Genomic DNA, 17004 nt, shown 5'->3' on the forward strand with positions numbered 1-17004 from the left:
CAGGGCATTTGCCCACGTGACGACGGGAATTGCCGTCGTGGGGCGGGCGGTCGAGCCCGCCCGCCGGACGGGTCTAGGGCGTGTGGCGAAAGTCCCGCCTGGCCCACGACGCCTGGCACGCGCCCTAGTCCTGGATGCGCAGCGCGAGGGCGGGGCAGCGGCGTATCGCGCGCAGCGCCTTCGGGCGCAGCCGCCCGGGCAGTTCCATCGACGCCTTCTCCGGATAGCCGTCGGCGCCGAGCTGGATGATCTCGGGGAGAACGTCCATGCAGAGCCCGTGCCCCTGGCAGCGCGTCCAGTCCACGAGCAGCCGCTCGGTGCTCTCTTCTGCGGCCGGCGCCGCGGCGGTCTCGTCGGCGCGCAGCGGGAGGGTCCCCAGGACCGGCCGGCCGCAGCCGCTGCCGAGCGCGTGGTCGTAGAACTCGTCCGGGAACGTGGCGAGCGCCGACTCCACGAAGTTCGACGTCCCGTCGGGGTGGCTGCAGGCGCCGCGGCGCCTGACCGATTGCATACGGGCCTGGACGGCGTCGAGCGCGGCCTGGCCGCCTCCGCGGACGGCCAGTTCGAGGGTGTCGGCGAGCGCTGGCAGCCCCAGCACGCAGGGCCCGCACTGACCTGCGGATTCCCCGGCCATCCAACGGGTGACGCGCAGTACCTCACCGGCCGGGCAGGTGTCGTCGGGCAGCGGCAGCACCGCTCCGGCTCCGAGCACCGCGCCGAACGAGACCAGGGATTCGCGGGATATCTCCGCCGCCTTCGCGGAGTACGGGTCCAGCCACTTGCCGTGATAGCCGCCGACCAGCACACCCTGACCGGGGCCGAGCCCGCACAGTTCCAGGATGTACGACAGCGGGACACCGGTCGGTGTCTCCATCACCGTGGCCCCGGCGACGGTCAGCAGCAGCGTGCCCGGCTCCGTCGGCAGGCCCACCGAGCGGTAGCCCAGTGCGCCGACCCGTGCCGCGAGGGCGAGCTGGGCGTATGTCTCGGTGTTGGACAGCAGGGTGGGCAGACCGCCCAGGCCCCGGTCGCTCGTCCGGATGGAGCGCCCCGAGGGCAGCGCGGGACCGCCGCTCAGCCCGCTGACGTGAGCGGAACTCTCGCCCGTCACGAAACGCTCGGGGAGCAGCGTCACCCGGAGCTTGAGGCCGACCGGGCCGCGTTCGTAGATGGCGTCCCGAACGGACTGCTCGACGTCGGTCCTGGTCACCCCGACGACGACCTCCTCGGCGTTCAGCGCCGCGGCGGCCAGCAGTGCTCCGTCGATCACCAGATGCGGGGAGTGCAGCAGCAGCGCCGTGTCCTTGAGGCAGCTGGGCTCGCCCTCGCTGCCGTTGACGACGACGGCCGTACGGCCGTCCCGGCTCTCGGCCGCCCGGGTCACCGACTTCAGTTTCCGGGCGAACGGGAAGCCCGCTCCCCCGCGGCCGCGCAGGTCGATGTCCTCGGCGAGCGCCAGCAGTTCCTCCGGCCGCAGCCGGGGCAGCGAGCCGTGCACGGCCAGATGGGTGACACGGTCCAGCCGCGGCACCTCGTCCAGTCCGGCGAGCACCCGGGGCGGTCCGACACAACCGATGGCCGGGCGGGGGCCGTTCACGGCCGCCATCCAGCAGTGCTGTCGACCCGCCCGCCGGAGCGGTCCATGGTGCCCGTGTCCTGGCGGGGCACGTAGAGAGCGGCCCTCGGTGGGCGGTCCGGCTCACGCGGTGGGACGACCCGGTAGGCGGCGGCCGTCACGGCCTGCGCTCCGGCGGCCGTTCGCTTCTGCCGGGTCCTGAGCCGCACGGTGAGGACCACGACGATGCCGAGCAGGCACAGGATGTAGGACACCGTCACCCAGGTGCTCGCGGGCCGGCCGGCTTTCAGACCGTGCAGCAGCGACGCGCCCCAGGCCGGATAGGCGCCCATGTGCAGGGCCCGCCACCAGCGCGAGCGCGTGCCGGAGGCGAACGCGCTGCGTACCGCGCCGGTCACCGCCACGGTCAGGAACAGATACCCGGCGAGGGTGCCGAGCCCGATCAGCAGGGGCTGGCGGCCGTCGGTGAAGGGCACGGCCGCGGCACCCGCGCTGGTCTCCTGTCGTTGCACCTTCACCCAGATGTGCAGGGCGAGGAAACCGAGTCCGCTGCTCGCCAGACCCCGGTGCACCCCCTGGGCGAGGAGCCGGTGACTGGAGTGCAGCAGCAGCCGGTCGGTGGATGCCAGACCCCACAGCACGGTGGCGGTGAGCGACACCAGCGAGAGCACTCCCGCTCCGAAGTCCAGGAAGTCCAGCGGCCTGCTGAACGCGCCCGCGTTGCCCGCGACGGCCAACGCGATGAGGATCGCCAGGACGAGCGTGACGATGGTGACCGGGCGCCGGCTGCCGGCTCCGGACAGCAAAGGAGGCCGGCGGACGGCTCGCCGTCCGCCGGCGGCCGCTCCGGCACTCATTCTCCTTCGGTGCGACCGCCCCGACTGGCGCGGTCCGTGCGAGCGGGGGAACTGCATGGGGGACAAGGGCATAGGGAAAGCCTCCCGAGCGGGGGGTACCGAGCACTGCAAGTCGCACCCGGAGCCCAGGGGGTTGATATCGGCGCTGCCTGGCGGCAGCTGGTGGGACCCGGGGCAGCACAGGCCCGCACGGGGATATGAGGAGCCGGAACCCGCCGCAACACAACGGCGGTCGGACCGGCTCCGGTGCGGATTCTCGGAGGGATCGCCTCCACAGCCGACGAGCAGTGACCCGGGGTGCAGCAGCATCGCTCAACTTCCCAGCATCTCCACAAGATTTATCGCATCGTGACAAGTTCCTGCTTCCCCGTCGTCGTCACGGTGTGCAACTGCGGAAGATGCTCAACCAAGTGCTTCCGGTTCCGGCCGGACCGGGTCTAAACCGGCCCGGCCGCACCCTGGTGGTAAAGACCCGGTAAAACTCCGGGACCATCGGCGGGAAGCAACCTCTAGGAGGGCGCAGGAGGACCCTCAACTCCTCCGCCGGACAAGGACGACGGCGATGGAGGCAACCTCCGCAAGACCTGTCCTCCCCCCAGGCAGGTCTTACCCCGGCATGAACGAGGTAGAGATGTGCGAACTTCTTAACCGCATCTGGTCCCTCCCCCGTGGCGAATGGACTCGCGTTCTGCGCAAGGAACTCCCGTCACTGGCAGATGAGATGGTCGAGGCGCTTCGGCATGAAATTCCCGGCTTCGCCGACCTTCTCCAGGACATGGGCCGCGAAACGGTCAGGCAGGGGCTCGAAGAAGCCCTGCTGACGGCTCTCGGCTACCGGAAGCCACCGAAGGACGAAGACATCCCCCAGGAGCTGCCCACCACCGCGGCACCCCTCGACCGGTCACGCCAGGACCTGTTCAACGCACTGACCGGTGCCACCGAGGTACCGGACGCAGTCCTCCCGGAACTGGCCCGCAGGGCCGGCTGGCCACTGCCCGACACCGTCCGGGCCGTCGCCGTCAGTTCCCCCGGCGAGGCCCATCAACTGGCGGCGACCCTGGACGACTGCCTGGTCGGCATGGGCGGCGACGGACCGTGCCTGCTGATACCGAGCCCCGACCCGGACACCCGCGGCGCACTGGAGGCCGCCCTGCGCGGCCGCTCCACCGCCGTCGGACACTCCGTCCCGGTCCGTGACGCCGCATCGTCACTGCGCTGGGCACGACGCCTGCTGACCCTGACCCCCGCCCCCGGAGGACCCGACGCCCGGCCCGTCTTCGTCGACGACCACCTCTCCACCCTGCTGTTGCTCCAGGACGAACCGCTGGCCAAGGCATTGGCGGCCCGCTGGCTGCGGCCGCTGGCAGGACTGACACCACGCCAGAGCGAACGGCTGGAAGTGACCCTGCTGGCCTGGCTCGAAGGCGGCGGCGCACCGGAGGCGGCGAAAGCCCTGAGTGTGCACCCCCAAACGGTGCGATACCGCATGCGTCAACTGGAGAAGCTGTTCGGACAGGGACTGCGTGACCCACGCACCCGCTTCGAACTGGAGATGGCCCTGCGCAGCCGCCGGCTGATGGCGGAGATAGGACGGCGCGGCTCCCGGGTCACCCGAAGGGCGCGCACCGTCGCGGTGGGCTTCCGCCCACTGGTCGTCGCACGGGAAGCACGCGTCAACGGCCTCTGACCCACCCGGGCCGGCCGGCCCGCCCCGGCGGATCACGGAAAACATCCGTGATCCGCCGCAGGCGCGTCACAACCCGGCAGGGACCGCCGCGCGCATCGTCGCGTTGAGGTCGAGCAGCTCGGTGTAGGCCCGCGAACAGGAATCACAGTCCGCCAGATGCCGCGCCAGCTCACGGCTGCGGACAGCGCCGCTGCGCCGTATCGCCGCACCGATCATGGCACTGAAGTGCCGGCACCGGTCGTCGCCCACACTGTCCACATGTGCGTGCAAATAGGCCTCGCGCAGCCCCTCGCGGGCCCGGAACGCCAACGACGTGACACCACTCGGAGTGATGCCCAGCAGCGCGGCGACCTCCGGCAGGGAATCGTTCTCCACGAGCGTGTGCCACAGAACGGCCTGCCAGCGCTCGGGCAGCGTGTTGAAACTGCGGACGAGCAACTGGCGGTCCTCGCTGGCCAGCAGATGCTGCTGCGGATCGGTACCGGCCGCCGACTGCTGCCACCACGACTCGAAGTCCGCCGTCAGCAGCGCCTTGCGGTCACCCGCACCCCACTCGATGGCCGTATGACGCACGACCGTCAGCAGATACGGCCGCCAGGCCCCCAGCGGGCCGCCCCCCGAACGCACCGCCTGGAACGTACGGATGAACGCCTCCGACACCAGGTCCTCGGCGTCGTGCGAATCGCGGCAGCACCGGTGCGCGTACGCGAGCGCGGCCTCGCGGTGCCGGCGGTAGAGGATGTCACCCGCGGCCGGGTTGGCGGTGCCTGAGCCGTAGCCGTCCTTGAGCTGCCGGGTGAGCTCCTCGTCGGAGGGCACGGCGTCCTGCGCCACCGTGCGTTCCCGGTCGTTCGCGGCTTCGCGAGAGCCCAGCACTGCCACCTCGCACAATCGAGCGACTACGGAGTTGTTTCCGGATTCGGCCCCGGCTCCGTAGTCGTGTTCCGTGGGACGTGCGCCGAACCGTACGCGTTCCACAGCCGTCGCACAGGTCGGTCGGCAGGATTGTGGCACGACATGGCGGTGGCCCCGGAGTCGGCTCCGGGGCCATCGCCCGTCTCGGGGCCGGGCGGGGGCATGGGGAGCGCCCAGCCCCGAGGGTTCTAGCGGAGGAAACCGCTCCGGGCCGGCCCGGAGACGCTCCCTCCCGCTACCATCAGCACCTGCGGCCGCTGTTCACGCAGTTCACCGCCTGCCGCATCAGCCGGTCCGACATCGCCTCGACGAAGTCACCGTGGTCCGTCACCGGCTTGTGCAGCTGCTCGGGGAAACTGTCCACGGCGATCCGCGCGCCCTGCGGGACGCTGTAGGTGACCCGCTCCACCAGCTGCGGAATCGCCTTGAACCCCTTGCCGCACGCACCGTTGCGGTCCGCGAAGGCGACATGGGTCCGGTGGTTGGCACTGTCGATGTTCTTGCCGTCCCAGCAGCTCTGGAAGGTGAAGGTACGCACCACGTCACTGCCCTTCGGGCAGATCGGGTACTTGTCCTTCAGCTGGCGGTTCTCGAACCCGGTGCAGCTCCACGAAGCGTTCGCGTTGGCCGTGCCGTTCGTGAAGGCCTTGGCGTCGCCCGTGATGATCCGCAGGAAACGCGGCATCGCGGTCACCCGGCTGACGGCGCTGCCGTCGAAGCGGATCGTGGTGGTCTTCGGCTGCAGGATCGTACCGACGTTGGCGTCCTGGCCACCGCCCGGCGCGTTCACGTCCGGACCCTGGCCGGCGTTCTGCACGCGCAGCACGGGCCAGTAGTAGGCCGACTGGTCCCCGTTGCTGCACGTCGTGCCGGCCGCCGCGAGGGAGTCGTTGGTGGAGAACGCGTCCGTGGTCTTGTTGCCCACGTAGTCGTGCATGTGGTGGGCGCCGTTGCTCACACCCGGTGCCACGATGACATTGTCCGGATTGAGGTGCTTGTTCGCGTTGACGCCGCACTTCGAGGTGAAGGAACCGGTGGACGCACCGGCACGGGCACGGGGCTTCACCACGTTCGGCGGGACCTTGGTGATGTCGACGAAGTCCGCCTTCGACGGGCCCTTGCCCTGCTTCTTGCTCTGATCCTGCACAGCCTGGTTCTGAACGGCCTGACCCTGCCCGTCCTGCTGGCCCTGAACGGCAACGGCGTCATCCTGACCGCCGCCCCCGGTGTCACCGGGCTTCACATCCGTGGCCTTCATCTCACAGGCACTCAACTCGTCCAGCCCGGCGGGCGGCTGGGCCACCTGGGAGATCGCGTCGTCGATCTTCGCGATCGTGCCGCTGCGCTTCTGCTGCAGCTCACTGAGCGACGTGTCCTTGTTCCACTGCCCGGCGGAGAGCTGCTTGTACGAGTCCGCGACCTGCGCGTCGAGCTGCGCCAGATTCTTGTCGACCTCCGGCTTGGCCTGGTCGGGAACGTCACGCAGCCGGTCCCCCACATCGGGACAGGCGATCGTGGCCGCCCCCACCTGCTCGGTCTTCGCCGAATCCTGCCGCGAGTTGCCGGCGGAGGCGTTGGCGGCGACGAAAGCGACCCCGCCCGCGCCCAACACCAGCGCGGTGATCACCGCGACGGTCTTGTTCGTCAGGCGGGAGCGTTTATGGTCCTTTTTGCTCATAAGATCACTTCACTTCACTTCGTTGTTCCGGAGTCGAAGCGGAAGCCGTGACGGTGACCACTGGCTTCCCGGAGGGCGAGGCCCCGTCAGCGAGCGCGCCGAAATCGACGAGCCCGGTTTCCTCGAGAACCGAGATGTGGTCCAGGACCACGGTGTTGGCTCTGGTGGCCAGGGACCGGACCATGGAGTTACGGGTCTGCCCCCGAACCTGCGCCACGAGCGCGAACACCTTCCCGTGCGCGCGGCGCAGAAGATTGGCGAACAGCCGGTCGTACTGGGCCCCCGTGGCGGCATCCATCTGGGCGAGCCAGCCCTGCTGGTCCGAGTTCGGCTGGTTGGGCAGATCGATATGGAGCGCCTGGCCCACCTGCAGCACGCGCGCGTCCAACTCGGTATGCCCGTCGATGAGATGCAGCCCCGCGGTCCTGACCGATTCCTGCGTGCCGCGCTGCTGCGCCTGGTGGCCGGCGGGGCCCTCCCACAGCCCGGCGAGCCGGACCTTCCGGACGAAGTCCCGGTCGAGCGGGGTCAGCGGTCCGTACTGCGTGTTCACGACCCCGAGGCCGTCGTCCGTGATCGGAGGAGCGGCCACCGCGGAATTCTGACCGCCGAACTTCTGCATGGGGATCAGCAGCGCCACGAGCGTCACCGCGAGGGCACCGATGACGAGGACGGTTCCCGTGGTGTACCGGAAACCGACGGACGCGCCGAGGGCGGATCGCCGGACGAATGTCCGCACAGTGCCTCCTTGCGCTTTGCCGGGAGGGGGATGTCGGCGCAGAGGATCCGCACCGACATGCGGCGGGCACCGCCTTCCCGGGTGCCACCGGACGCTAGTGCCGGATGTGGCACTCCTGTTGAGGGATCATCACCATTGGATAAACATCGGAGCCCTACCCGGAATCCCTGGTACCGTTCCGTACCCGCATATGACCGGCCCGCGGCCTCGGCGCAACCATGCCCGGAACGCCGCGGACCGGTGGGAACAGCGATCGCGAGGATCGCCCTTCCCACGGGCCGGCAGTCGTACTCGGCTTCGGCGCTCAGCTCTGTGTGTAGGTGAAGTGCGGAGTGTCGTACTGGGGACCGTTCTTCTCGTAGGTGAACCAGTAGGTGATGACGCTGCCCGCGGAAAGCTGACTGACCGTCTGCGTCCAGGTACCCCCGCTGTTCGCCATCCGGAAGTTCTGCTGACCCGCCCCGTTGACCAGATAGTGCACGTCCACGTACTGCGCGGCCGTGGTCGGCGTGAAGGAGATCCGCGCCTGAGTGGCATTGATCCGGGTGGCGCTCGCCGAGTAGTCGGGTGACGAGGTGCCGCCCGTGGTACCACCGGTCGTCGTCCCGCCGGTCGTGGCTCCTCCGGTGGTCGTCCCACCGGTCGTCGTCCCACCATTGGTCGTGCCACCGTTCGTGGTACCACCGCCGTTGGTCTGGTAGACACCGAACCAGTCGATACTCATACCGGCGCCCGAGGTGATGTCCGCCGAGGGCGAGGTGCAGCCACAGACCTTGTTCGGGTACGAACCGCCGATCGCCACATCGAAGATGGCGAAGAACCCGTGGTCGACGGCCGCCTGCCAGGTAGCCGTCGACACCTGGTTCTGATTGACCTGATAGGTCAGACCGCCGTCCAGGTAGAACCGCAGCTGCTCGGCAGCGGTGTTGGTACGGTCCACGATCACCGAGTACGTGTGGAACCCGGTCTGGCAGCCGCCGCACGCCTGCAGCCCACTGCTGATGCCGTCCGGGTCATGGCACTCGCCGGCCCAGACACCGCAGTGGAAGGTGGTCGAGTGCTGACTCAGCGCGTTGACGTCCTCCATGATGTCCAGCTCGCCGATGTTCGGCCAGTTGGTCGCACCCACCGGGCGGGCCGCGGCGCCCATCGCCCAGAACGCCGGCCAATAGCCCAGTCCGTGTGCCGGGTTGGGCTGCTGGATGGAAGCGCTGATCTGCAGCTGACCGCCGGCCGGGGCGGCGAAGTCGGTGCGCTGGGTCTCGATCCGGCCGGAGGTCCAGTGTCCGCCGGCGTCCTTGATCGGCTTGATCACCAGATGGCCCGCACCGTCCTGGTAGACGTTTGCCGTTGAATCGGTCGCCGTCTCCAGTTCACCGGTCCCCCAGTTCGGCGCCGCACCCGGGTAGTTGTAGTTGGTACCGATGTCGTAGAGCCAGTTGGCCCTGTTGAGACCGCTGCCCGACGCGCCGCTGAAGTCATCGCTGAAGACCGTGGTCCAGCCGGCCGGAGGCGCCGGCGCCGCGGCGGCCGACCCGCCCGATAGGGACAGACCCAGGGTGCCGGCGACCAGCATGAGCAGAGCACTGAAGACAGTGAGCGGAACACGCCGCATACGGCGCGCGGCGCTCGACGCGGTTTCGGGCGGGACGTTTTTCCTCATGGGCGGTCGTGGCCTTTCTGCAGAGCTCCGAGACGTACGCGATGTACGAGAGGTGCGGATGGGTTCCGGGGAGGCGACGTCAGCTGAAGGGATCGAGGATGAGTGATGCCTGCTGCGGGCTGCCGTCGTGCACCAGCGACTCGTGGTGGCCGACGTCGTCGAAGGCGAACGCGTACGCGTTCCCGTCGGCCATCTGCGCGTGGATGAAGCGCGCGTAGTGGTTGGTCACCGCGTCCTGGTAGAAGTTCGCGGAACTCGCGTCGGGCTGACCGGTGTTGACCAGCAGTGTCGAGCGGTTGAATCCCGCGCACAGCGTGCGGGAGATCGGGCCGCGCACCAGGTCGTTGGGGGCGTCCAGGAGCTTGTAGCAGCCGAAGACGCTGTCGGCGTCGGGCTTCTGGAAGCTGGTGACGACCGCCCCTGAGGTGTTGGTGAAGTTCATGACGTTCCCCGACACCCGGCCGAAGTACTTCGTGTTCGGCTGGTCGGCGAAGGGCGTCACGGTGAGCGTCGAGGTGGAGTACTTCTGCCACACCCGGTTGATGTAATCGTCGAGGACGCCGTTGGACAGCGCACCGGACTCGATGCCGTGCCCCGGCGCCAGCGCCCGCAGGACCGAACCGTCCGGCGCCGTCTGGATCAGCCCGCCCCAGCCACCGGACTGGCCGCGCAGCGCGTTGAGGACCGCGTTGTATCCGCCGGGCTTCAGATGGCCCGTGGTCTGGCCGGCCCCGGTGGTGGACTGCACCGCGACCGCGTAAGGCGCGGAGAACATGTCCACCTGAGTGCTGTTGATCCACAGCCCGCTGTCGTTGAGCGTGTACTCCGACCAGTTGAACAGGATGTTGCGGTTCGGGTCGCTCGGATTCTGTACCGCGGGCTGCACCAGACCGCCGGTGGTCAGTTTGAACGCCAGCTTCTGGCCGTAGGAGAAGTAGACCCGGCCGGAGAACTTCGGGATCTGGATCGTCACCGACTGCCCGGAGGCGGGGCCGGGGATCGACGCGTCAGGGGCGGGGGTCGGCGGATTGCCGCCTGCCGGCCAGGCGTGGAACCCGCCGTTGGCGTCCGCCCAGCCCTGCTGACCGCTCGACAGCTGGGTGCCCAGGTCGTAGATGTAGACGCTGCCACCGCGCCCCGAGTTGTTGGTGATCTTCAGCGGTATGGTCCCGGGCACCGGCTGCCCGCCACCGCCGCCACCCGTGGTGCCGCCGGTCGTTCCGCCGCCGCCCTGGGTGTAGGTGAACTGGGGGGTGTCGTACTGCGGTCCGCCCTTCTCGTAGGTGAACCAGTAGGTGAGGACCGAGCCCGTCGAGAGCTGGTCGACGGTGCGGGTCCAACTGCCCCCGCTGTTGGTCATCCGGAAGTTCTGCTGGCCGGCGCCGTTCACCTGGTAGTGCACATCGACGTACAGCGCGGTCGTCGTGGGGGTGAAGGTGATCCGCGCCTGAGTGGAACCGGTAGCGGTGACGCTCTGGGTGTAGTCGGACGGTCCGGCCGCCGCGTTCCCCGCGACGGCGGTGAGACCGAACAGTCCCGCGAGCACCAGGACGACGGCGGAGGCGAGTGCGGTGGCGCTGCGGCTCCAGCGCCGTCGGGGCCGATCAAGGCGCGGAAGTGGGGTTCTGCGCATCGGAAAACTGGTATCCCTTCTTCTGTTCACGAAGCGAAAGGGAAGTACTGGTCCGGGCAGGTCGCGCTTTCACCTCACAGCCGAAGGCAAGCGATCATCCCCAGGGATGCCTTCGAACCAGCGAGATGAGAGCGCTCTCACCCAACAGGATCGTGTTGGATTCTTAGCGCACGACGTGTTCGCGTCAAGAAGTTGAACAAGATCTACTTAACGACCAGGACATATACCGGTGATGAGGGGCGCCCCCTCCTCCGCCGGCGCTTTGGGCTTTTCGTCGGCGACGGGAAAACAAGCCACAGGGCTTGTTATTAATCGAACGACGGCCCTACCGACCGCGCTCCCGCCGGCCGAGCAGTTCGAGGGCCGCTTGGACGGTGCCGAGCAGCGTCTCCACGTCCGCTCCGCCGCGCGAGCGCAGGTTCACGCCGTAGGCGAGCAGCGCCAGCGTCTCGGCGGCGGCGTCCGGGGAGACGCCCGGGGCGAGCTGCCCCTGACGCCGGGCCGTCTCGAGTTCCGCGCACAGCGCGTCCCGCAGCAGCCGGTGGTGTTCGTCGAGCAGGGCGCGGACGGCGGGGTCGCTGCCCTCGGGGCCGATATGGGCGTTGACGACCATGCAGCCCCATCCGGCGTACTCACCGGAGCAGCGGGCCTCGATCAGACCGGCGAAGAAGTCCCGCACGGCGGGCAGGCCCCGCCCGTCCTCCGCCAGTTCGCGGAACGCCGGCTGCGCGCGATGCAGCAGATAGCGGCGCAGGGCGGCGAGATAGAGCTCCCGCTTGTCGCCGAAGGTGGTGTACAGACTGGACCGGCTGAGCCCCGTCGCGGTGGCGACGGCCTGGATCGACGCCTTGTCCGAGCCGTGCTGCCAGAACAGCCGCTCGACGCGCTCCAGCGCCGTGTCCGGATCGAAGTGCTTGATGTCGGGCATCACTCACCGCTCCCGAGTACTTGGAATGGTGATTCCAAGATAACCCTTGACGTGCGAACCGACCCGCCATCATCCTGGAACGAGTGTTCCAAGATGTTCGGGATGTGTTCCGCACTCCCCTGCACAGAGAGAGGACGGCGATCGTGAGCCTCCAGGATGAGCTGCGCGACCTGCGCGACCTGTACGAGAACGGACCCCGGAAACTCCCCGCCGAGCTGCTCGAGGTCATGGACCGGGGCGGGTCCGAGCTCGCCGCGTCCGGCCTGGCGGAGCGCGCCCTGGGCCCGGGTGCGCGGGCTCCTCGGTTCACCCTTCCGGCAGCCACCGGGGAGCAGATCGCGCTGGACGCGCTGCTCGCCGAAGGACCCGTGGTCCTCACCTTCTACCGCGGCGCCTGGTGCCCGTACTGCAATCTCGCCCTGCGCTCCCTGCAACTGCACCAGGACGCCGTCACCGCCCGCGGCGCCCGCCTGGTGGCCGTCTCCCCGCAGATCCCGGACGAGACCCTCTCCATCACCGAGAAGGAGCAACTCACCTTCGACGTTCTCAGCGACATCGGCTCCGACGTCGCACACCGGTTCGGCATCGCGTTCGACCTCTCCGGCGAACTGGGCGAGGTGTACGACCGGTTCGGTTTCGAGCTCCAGCGGGTCAACGGCGGCCATGCCCGCACCCTGCCGCTGCCCGCCACCTACGTCATCGACCGCTCCGGCGTCATCCGCTGGGCCTTCGTCAGGTCCGACTACACCGTGCGCGCCGAACCCGCCGACATCCTGGCCGCACTCGACACGCTGGACACGCTCGGCTGAACGCGCTCTTCCCGGGCGGTCGACTATGAGTGGCGGGGCCTGATGATCACCCATAGCTTCGAACCGGCGGGCGCACGCTCTGTACGGGCGAGGAATGCGGTGCCGCTGTCGAACGTCCCTCGGATCCGTCGCCGAGCCCGGCGCTGTTACGGGAGGACCATCCTGGAGAGCGGGTTCCGGTCATGGCTACGCGACGGTTTCATCAACTGGTGGGTACTGCTGTCGGCGTCGCCGCCGTAGGGCTGGCGGCGGCGCCGCCCGTACAGGCGGAGAGCGTACTTCTCGTCAGCAAGGGTCAGTCGATCCAAGAGGCGGTGAACCGGGCGAAACCCGGGGACACGGTCCTCGTGCTGCCGGGCACGTACCAGGAGAGCGTTCAGGTCACGATCCCGAATCTGACGATCCGCGGGTCCGGCGACCGGACGCTGATCACCCCTCCGGCCGTACCGGGCGGCAACACCTGCGCCGCGGGCGGCTACGGGATCTGCGTCACCGGAACGGCGGACCAGCCGGTCACCGGTGTGACCGTCGAGTCGCTCGCGGTCTCCGGGTTCACGAAGCACGCGATCAACGCGTCCGACACCGACGGACTGAGCGTGCGTTTCGTGCTCGCCCAGGACAACGGCCAGTACGGCATCAGCGTCGAGAAGTCGACCCGCGCCCGGCTGTCCATGAACCGGGCACGGAACAACGGGCAGGCCGGCATCTTCATGGCGAACCTGACCAGCGGCGAAGGCGGCGCCATGGACACCCAGAGCGCGATGATCAGCGGCAATGACGTCTCCGGGAACCGGATCGGCGTCGTCGCACGGCGGGTCCGCAATCTGACGGTCGAGAACAACACGATGACCGGCAACTGCGGTGGCGTCTTCGTCGTGGGGGACGAGGGGACGCCGAGGGCCGGAGCGATCGGCATCCGTCTCAACAAGGTGGTGGCGAACAACAAGTTCTGCCCGGCGAACAGCCGGCTGCCGGTCATCCAGGGCTCCGGAATCGTCCTGACCGGCGTGGAGAACACGACCGTGGAGCTGAACAGGATCACCGACAACGTCGGGACCTCACCGCTGTCCGGCGGCGTCGTGCTGTTCCCGAGCTTCGCGGGCGGTCCCAACTCCGGCAACACCGTCAAGGACAACACGGCGCTCCGCAACGGTCCGGCCGACCTGTCCGACCGGGACACCGGCCTCGGCAACACCTTCAACGGAAACCACTGTCTGGTCTCAGCTCCGGTGGGCCGCTGCTGACCGAGTGGTCCGCCGCGCCGCGTCCGACACCCTTCCGATCCCCAGGAGAGGCAGCCCCATGACGACCACCCCTTCCACCGCACCCGTCCCCGCGGCACCCGCATCCGCATCCGCCATCACCCCGCACGCCGGCATGCGCCTGCGGGAACTCGTGTTCGGCGCCGCCTGCGCCGCGGCCGTCCGCGCCGCGGCCCGGCTGCGGGTCGCGGATGCCCTGGGCGACACCCCCGCGACGGTCGAGGAACTGGCCCAGGAGGTCAACGCCGAGCCCAAGCCGCTGCGCCGGCTGCTCCGTGCGCTGTCGTGCTACGGGCTGTTCGCGGAGACGGAGGACGGCCGCTTCACGCACACCGAGATGTCGCGGCTGCTGCGCGAGGACTCCCCCGACAGCCTCCGGTACATCTCGCTGTGGTGCACGGAGCCGTGGACCTGGGACGCGTGGCCGCTGCTCGACGACGCGGTCCGGTCCGGCAAGGACGTCTTCCCCGAGCTGTACGGCAAGAACTTCTTCGACTACCTGCACACCGACGCGAGCGAGTCGGCCGTGGTGTTCGACCGGGCGATGTCGTCGTCCAGCAGGCAGTCCGCAGAGGACCTCGCCGAGTTCGTCGACCTCACCGGGGTGTCGAGCGTCGCGGACATCGGCGGCGGCCAGGGGCTGGCGCTCGCCTGTCTGCTGGAGCGGAACCCGGAGCTGAGCGGGACCCTGCTCGACCTCCCCAAGGTGATCACGAACGCGGACCCGCGGCTGCGGGACGGCGGCCCGCTGGCCGGGCGGGTCCGGCTCGTCCCGGGCGACTGCCGCAACGAGATCCCCGTCCAGGCGGACCTGTACATCATCAAGAACATCCTGGAGTGGGACGACGCCAGCACCCGCGCCACCCTGGCCAACATCGTCAAGGCCGCGCGCCCCGGCGCCCGGGTGCTGGTCGTCGAGAACCTGGTCGACGACAGCCCGTCGATGCGGTTCACCACCGCCATGGACCTGCTGCTGCTCCTGAACGTCGGGGGCGCGAAGCACTCCAAGGTCAGCATGGCCGCCCTGATGGAGGAGGCCGGGCTCGCTGTCGGCCAGATCCGCCCGGTCAACCCCTACCTGCACGCGTTCGAGGCCGTCGTCCCCGTCTAGGGGTCGTCACCGTCACCACGCACTGTGCGCCACGCCCCTCAGGGAGCGTGGCGCACAGTGCGTCGTACGGTCCGGTCAGCCGACCGGTGCGGATTCCTTGCTCGTGTCGCCGTCCCGGTCGGACTCCTCGGCGGTCATCGCGCCGACCAGCCCGGTGGTGTGCAGCGCCGCCTGGAACAGCGGGTGCGCCAGCGTCCTGCGCAGGAAGCCGAGCGTGGTGTGCACACCGGGTCCGCTCACCCGGAACTCGCTGAGCGCGCGGTCCATCCTGGCCAGTGCCTGTTCGCGGTCCGGCGCCCACACGGCCGCCTTCGCCAGCAGCGAGTCGTAGTCGGGCCCGACCGGCCAGCCCGGGTAGGCGTGCGTGTCGACCCGTACGAACGGGCCGCCGGGCGGCACGAACTCGGACAGCAGCCCGGGAGTGGGCGAGAACTCGTTGTCGGGGTTCTCGGCGTTGACGCGGCACTCGACGGCCACGCCGCGCAGGGTGATGTCGCTCTGCCGGAACGACAGCGGCAGCCCGGCGGCCACCGTGATCTGTTCGCGGACGATGTCGATTCCGGTGACCAGTTCGGTGACCGGGTGCTCCACCTGGAGACGGCAGTTGATCTCCATCAGATAGAATCGGTCGTCCGGCGTCACGACGAACTCGAACGTGCCGGCCCCGACGAAGCCCACCGCCGTGGCTCCGTGGACGGCGGCCGTCAGCATCGCCTCGCGCAGCTCCTGCGGCAGCCCGGTGGCCGGCGCCTCCTCGATGAGCTTCTGGTGCCGGCGCTGCACCGAGCAGTCGCGCTCGCCCAGGTGGACGGCGTTGCCGTGCCGGTCGCACAGCACCTGCACCTCGATGTGGCGGGCGTCGTCGACGAACCGTTCGAGGTAGAGCCGGTCGTCGCCGAACACCGCCCGGGCGTGGGCGCGGGTCTCGTTGTAGGCGAGGCGGAGGTCGTCGGCGGACCGGACCACGGCCATGCCGCGGCCGCCACCGCCCGCGACGGCCTTGAGGATCACCGGGTAGCCGACCTGCCGGGCGAGCTCCTTCGCCTCGGCCGGCGAGGTCAGCGCGTCCATGCTGCCGGGCAGTACCGGCAGCCCGGCCTGCGCCATCAGGGAGCGGGCCGCCGCCTTGTCGCCGAGCTGCTGCATGACCTGCGGGGGCGGCCCGATGAAGACGATGTCGTGCGCTTCGCAGATCTCGGCGAAGTCGGGGTCCTCCGAGAGGAAGCCGTACCCGGGGTGGATGGCCTGCGCGCCGGTCTGCAGCGCCGCCTCGATGACGGCGGGGACGTTGAGGTAGCTGCCCTTGGCGGGCGGCGCGCCGATGTGCACGGCCTGGTCCGCGAACCGCACGACCGCGGAGTCGCGGTCCGCGGTGGAGTACACCGCGACCGTACGGATGCCCATTTCACGGCAGGTGCGGGCCACCCGCAGGGCGATCTCCCCGCGGTTGGCGATCAGCACGGTGGAGAACACGGGCATCACCTCGACGGCCCGGAGACGGCCGCCGGCTCACGGACCGCGACCGGGTCCGCACCCGCACCCGCTTCGGCGTCCACCGGCTCCAGCGCGATCAGTTGCTGGTCGAACTCAACCGGCTGCCCGTTCGGCGCGAGCACCTCGGTCACCCGGCCCCCGACCTCCGCCGTGATGGTGCTCATCAGCTTCATGGCCTCCAGAACACCTACCGGCTGACCCGGTGCGACCACATCGCCGACGCACACGTACGGCGGCGCGTCCGGGGAGCTCGCGTGGTAGAACGTGCCGACCATGGGCGCCCGGACGTAGTCCAGCGCCTCGCCGTCCCCGGCGGGCGCGGCGTCGGATTCCGGGGCGGCGACCGGAGCGCCGGCGGCCGGCGCGGGACGGCTCAGGGCCGCCGGGTCCGGCCACTCGACCTCGACGGTGATCTGGCCGTCCTGCATCCGGATGCGGGACGGCGGATGGGCGGTGGTCCCGCTCAGCCGCACGACACTGCGGCACACGGCGTCGAGCACCGCTCCGGCCGGCATCGCGGCGTCCGGCATCACGGCGTCGCGCGTCACCGCGTCCGGTACCGGCGGTGCGCCCGGCACCTGGCCGTCCGCCGGCGGGTTTCCGTCACTGCTGTTCCGCTGCTCGTGGTCCGGCTTCACAGCGCACCTCTTTC

At 69.6% G+C, this 17004-nt stretch carries 13 protein-coding genes and 2 pseudogenes; 4 read left to right on the forward strand and 11 right to left on the reverse strand.

Going from position 1 to position 17004, the window contains the following annotated elements; translation table 11 throughout:
• Positions 1-124 precede the first annotated feature (124 nt).
• Both C6N31_RS25415 and C6N31_RS25420 read right to left on the reverse strand, forming a co-directional pair.
• A complete protein-coding gene (locus C6N31_RS25415) occupies positions 125-1597 on the reverse strand; it encodes an NADH-quinone oxidoreductase subunit NuoF family protein (protein ID WP_244809009.1) in 1473 nt (490 codons plus the stop codon).
• Positions 1594-2433 (reverse strand): hypothetical protein, encoded by an 840-nt coding sequence (locus tag C6N31_RS25420; RefSeq protein WP_187144766.1) that lies wholly within the window; start codon positions 2431-2433, stop codon positions 1594-1596. Before C6N31_RS25420 ends, C6N31_RS25415 begins: the two co-directional genes overlap by 4 nt.
• 616 nt (positions 2434-3049) lie before the next feature.
• Here C6N31_RS25420 and C6N31_RS25425 point away from each other — a divergent pair.
• The gene (locus C6N31_RS25425; RefSeq protein WP_232485637.1) at positions 3050-4120 is read left to right on the forward strand and encodes a PucR family transcriptional regulator; all 1071 of its coding nucleotides are present in this window, start codon (positions 3050-3052) and stop codon (positions 4118-4120) included.
• A 66-nt stretch (positions 4121-4186) separates the two neighbouring features.
• On the opposite strand, the gene C6N31_RS25430 is transcribed toward C6N31_RS25425, so the two are convergent.
• From C6N31_RS25430 to C6N31_RS25455, 7 genes and pseudogenes are all read right to left on the reverse strand, one after another.
• Complete coding sequence (locus C6N31_RS25430; RefSeq protein WP_244809010.1) at positions 4187-4996, reverse strand: RNA polymerase sigma factor; 810 nt, start codon at positions 4994-4996, stop codon at positions 4187-4189.
• A 280-nt stretch (positions 4997-5276) separates the two neighbouring features.
• The gene (locus C6N31_RS25435) at positions 5277-6713 is read right to left on the reverse strand and encodes a DUF1996 domain-containing protein (RefSeq protein WP_138356969.1); all 1437 of its coding nucleotides are present in this window, start codon (positions 6711-6713) and stop codon (positions 5277-5279) included.
• A gap of 4 nt (positions 6714-6717) precedes the next feature.
• Positions 6718-7452: a DUF4142 domain-containing protein gene (locus tag C6N31_RS25440; protein ID WP_138356968.1), complete on the reverse strand. Its 735-nt coding sequence runs from the start codon at positions 7450-7452 to the stop codon at positions 6718-6720.
• Positions 7453-7756: 304 nt separating this feature from the next.
• The gene (locus C6N31_RS25445; RefSeq protein ID WP_198358287.1) at positions 7757-9115 is read right to left on the reverse strand and encodes a glycoside hydrolase family 16 protein; all 1359 of its coding nucleotides are present in this window, start codon (positions 9113-9115) and stop codon (positions 7757-7759) included.
• A gap of 79 nt (positions 9116-9194) precedes the next feature.
• Positions 9195-10292 (reverse strand): annotated as a pseudogene (locus C6N31_RS25450) (glycoside hydrolase family 64 protein); the annotation flags it as partial.
• A gap of 135 nt (positions 10293-10427) precedes the next feature.
• Positions 10428-10748 (reverse strand): annotated as a pseudogene (locus C6N31_RS46975) (hypothetical protein); the annotation flags it as partial.
• A gap of 325 nt (positions 10749-11073) precedes the next feature.
• On the reverse strand, positions 11074-11676 hold the full coding sequence (locus tag C6N31_RS25455; protein WP_138356908.1) for a TetR/AcrR family transcriptional regulator: 603 nt from the start codon (positions 11674-11676) through the stop codon (positions 11074-11076).
• A gap of 143 nt (positions 11677-11819) precedes the next feature.
• Here C6N31_RS25455 and C6N31_RS25460 point away from each other — a divergent pair, with 143 nt between their 5' ends.
• The 3 genes from C6N31_RS25460 (at position 11820) to C6N31_RS25470 (ending at position 14858) form a co-directional block, all read left to right on the forward strand.
• A complete protein-coding gene (locus tag C6N31_RS25460; protein WP_244809012.1) occupies positions 11820-12485 on the forward strand; it encodes a peroxiredoxin-like family protein in 666 nt (221 codons plus the stop codon).
• A gap of 182 nt (positions 12486-12667) precedes the next feature.
• Positions 12668-13729, forward strand: coding sequence for a right-handed parallel beta-helix repeat-containing protein (locus tag C6N31_RS25465; RefSeq protein WP_198358288.1), 1062 nt, complete (start codon positions 12668-12670; stop codon positions 13727-13729).
• A 58-nt stretch (positions 13730-13787) separates the two neighbouring features.
• Complete coding sequence (locus C6N31_RS25470) at positions 13788-14858, forward strand: methyltransferase (RefSeq protein WP_138356906.1); 1071 nt, start codon at positions 13788-13790, stop codon at positions 14856-14858.
• 75 nt (positions 14859-14933) lie between these two features.
• Here C6N31_RS25470 and C6N31_RS25475 read toward each other — a convergent pair whose 3' ends face one another.
• Together C6N31_RS25475 and C6N31_RS25480 are read right to left on the reverse strand one after the other, a co-directional pair.
• Positions 14934-16331, reverse strand: coding sequence for an acetyl-CoA carboxylase biotin carboxylase subunit (locus tag C6N31_RS25475; RefSeq protein ID WP_138356905.1), 1398 nt, complete (start codon positions 16329-16331; stop codon positions 14934-14936).
• Between the two features lie 5 nt (positions 16332-16336).
• Entirely contained in the window at positions 16337-16990 is a 654-nt protein-coding gene (locus tag C6N31_RS25480) for an acetyl-CoA carboxylase biotin carboxyl carrier protein (RefSeq protein ID WP_244809014.1), read from the reverse strand.
• Between the last annotated feature and the right edge of the window lie 14 nt (positions 16991-17004).

Origin of the sequence: Streptomyces fildesensis, from assembly GCF_016107395.1 — a bacterium.
In the GTDB taxonomy this organism is placed as follows: Bacteria; Actinomycetota; Actinomycetes; order Streptomycetales; family Streptomycetaceae; genus Actinacidiphila; species Actinacidiphila fildesensis.

Bases quoted from the DNA above. Each gene is read 5' to 3' on its own strand.
- C6N31_RS25420 (WP_187144766.1), bottom strand. From the start codon at position 2,433: ATGAGTGCCGGAGCGGCCGCCGGCGGACGGCGAGCCGTCCGCCGGCCT.
- C6N31_RS25425 (WP_232485637.1), top strand. From the start codon at position 3,050: ATGAACGAGGTAGAGATGTGCGAACTTCTTAACCGCATCTGGTCCCTC.
- C6N31_RS25435 (WP_138356969.1), bottom strand. From the start codon at position 6,713: ATGAGCAAAAAGGACCATAAACGCTCCCGCCTGACGAACAAGACCGTC.
- C6N31_RS25445 (WP_198358287.1), bottom strand. From the start codon at position 9,115: ATGAGGAAAAACGTCCCGCCCGAAACCGCGTCGAGCGCCGCGCGCCGT.
- C6N31_RS25455 (WP_138356908.1), bottom strand. From the start codon at position 11,676: ATGCCCGACATCAAGCACTTCGATCCGGACACGGCGCTGGAGCGCGTC.
- C6N31_RS25465 (WP_198358288.1), top strand. From the start codon at position 12,668: ATGGCTACGCGACGGTTTCATCAACTGGTGGGTACTGCTGTCGGCGTC.
- C6N31_RS25470 (WP_138356906.1), top strand. From the start codon at position 13,788: ATGACGACCACCCCTTCCACCGCACCCGTCCCCGCGGCACCCGCATCC.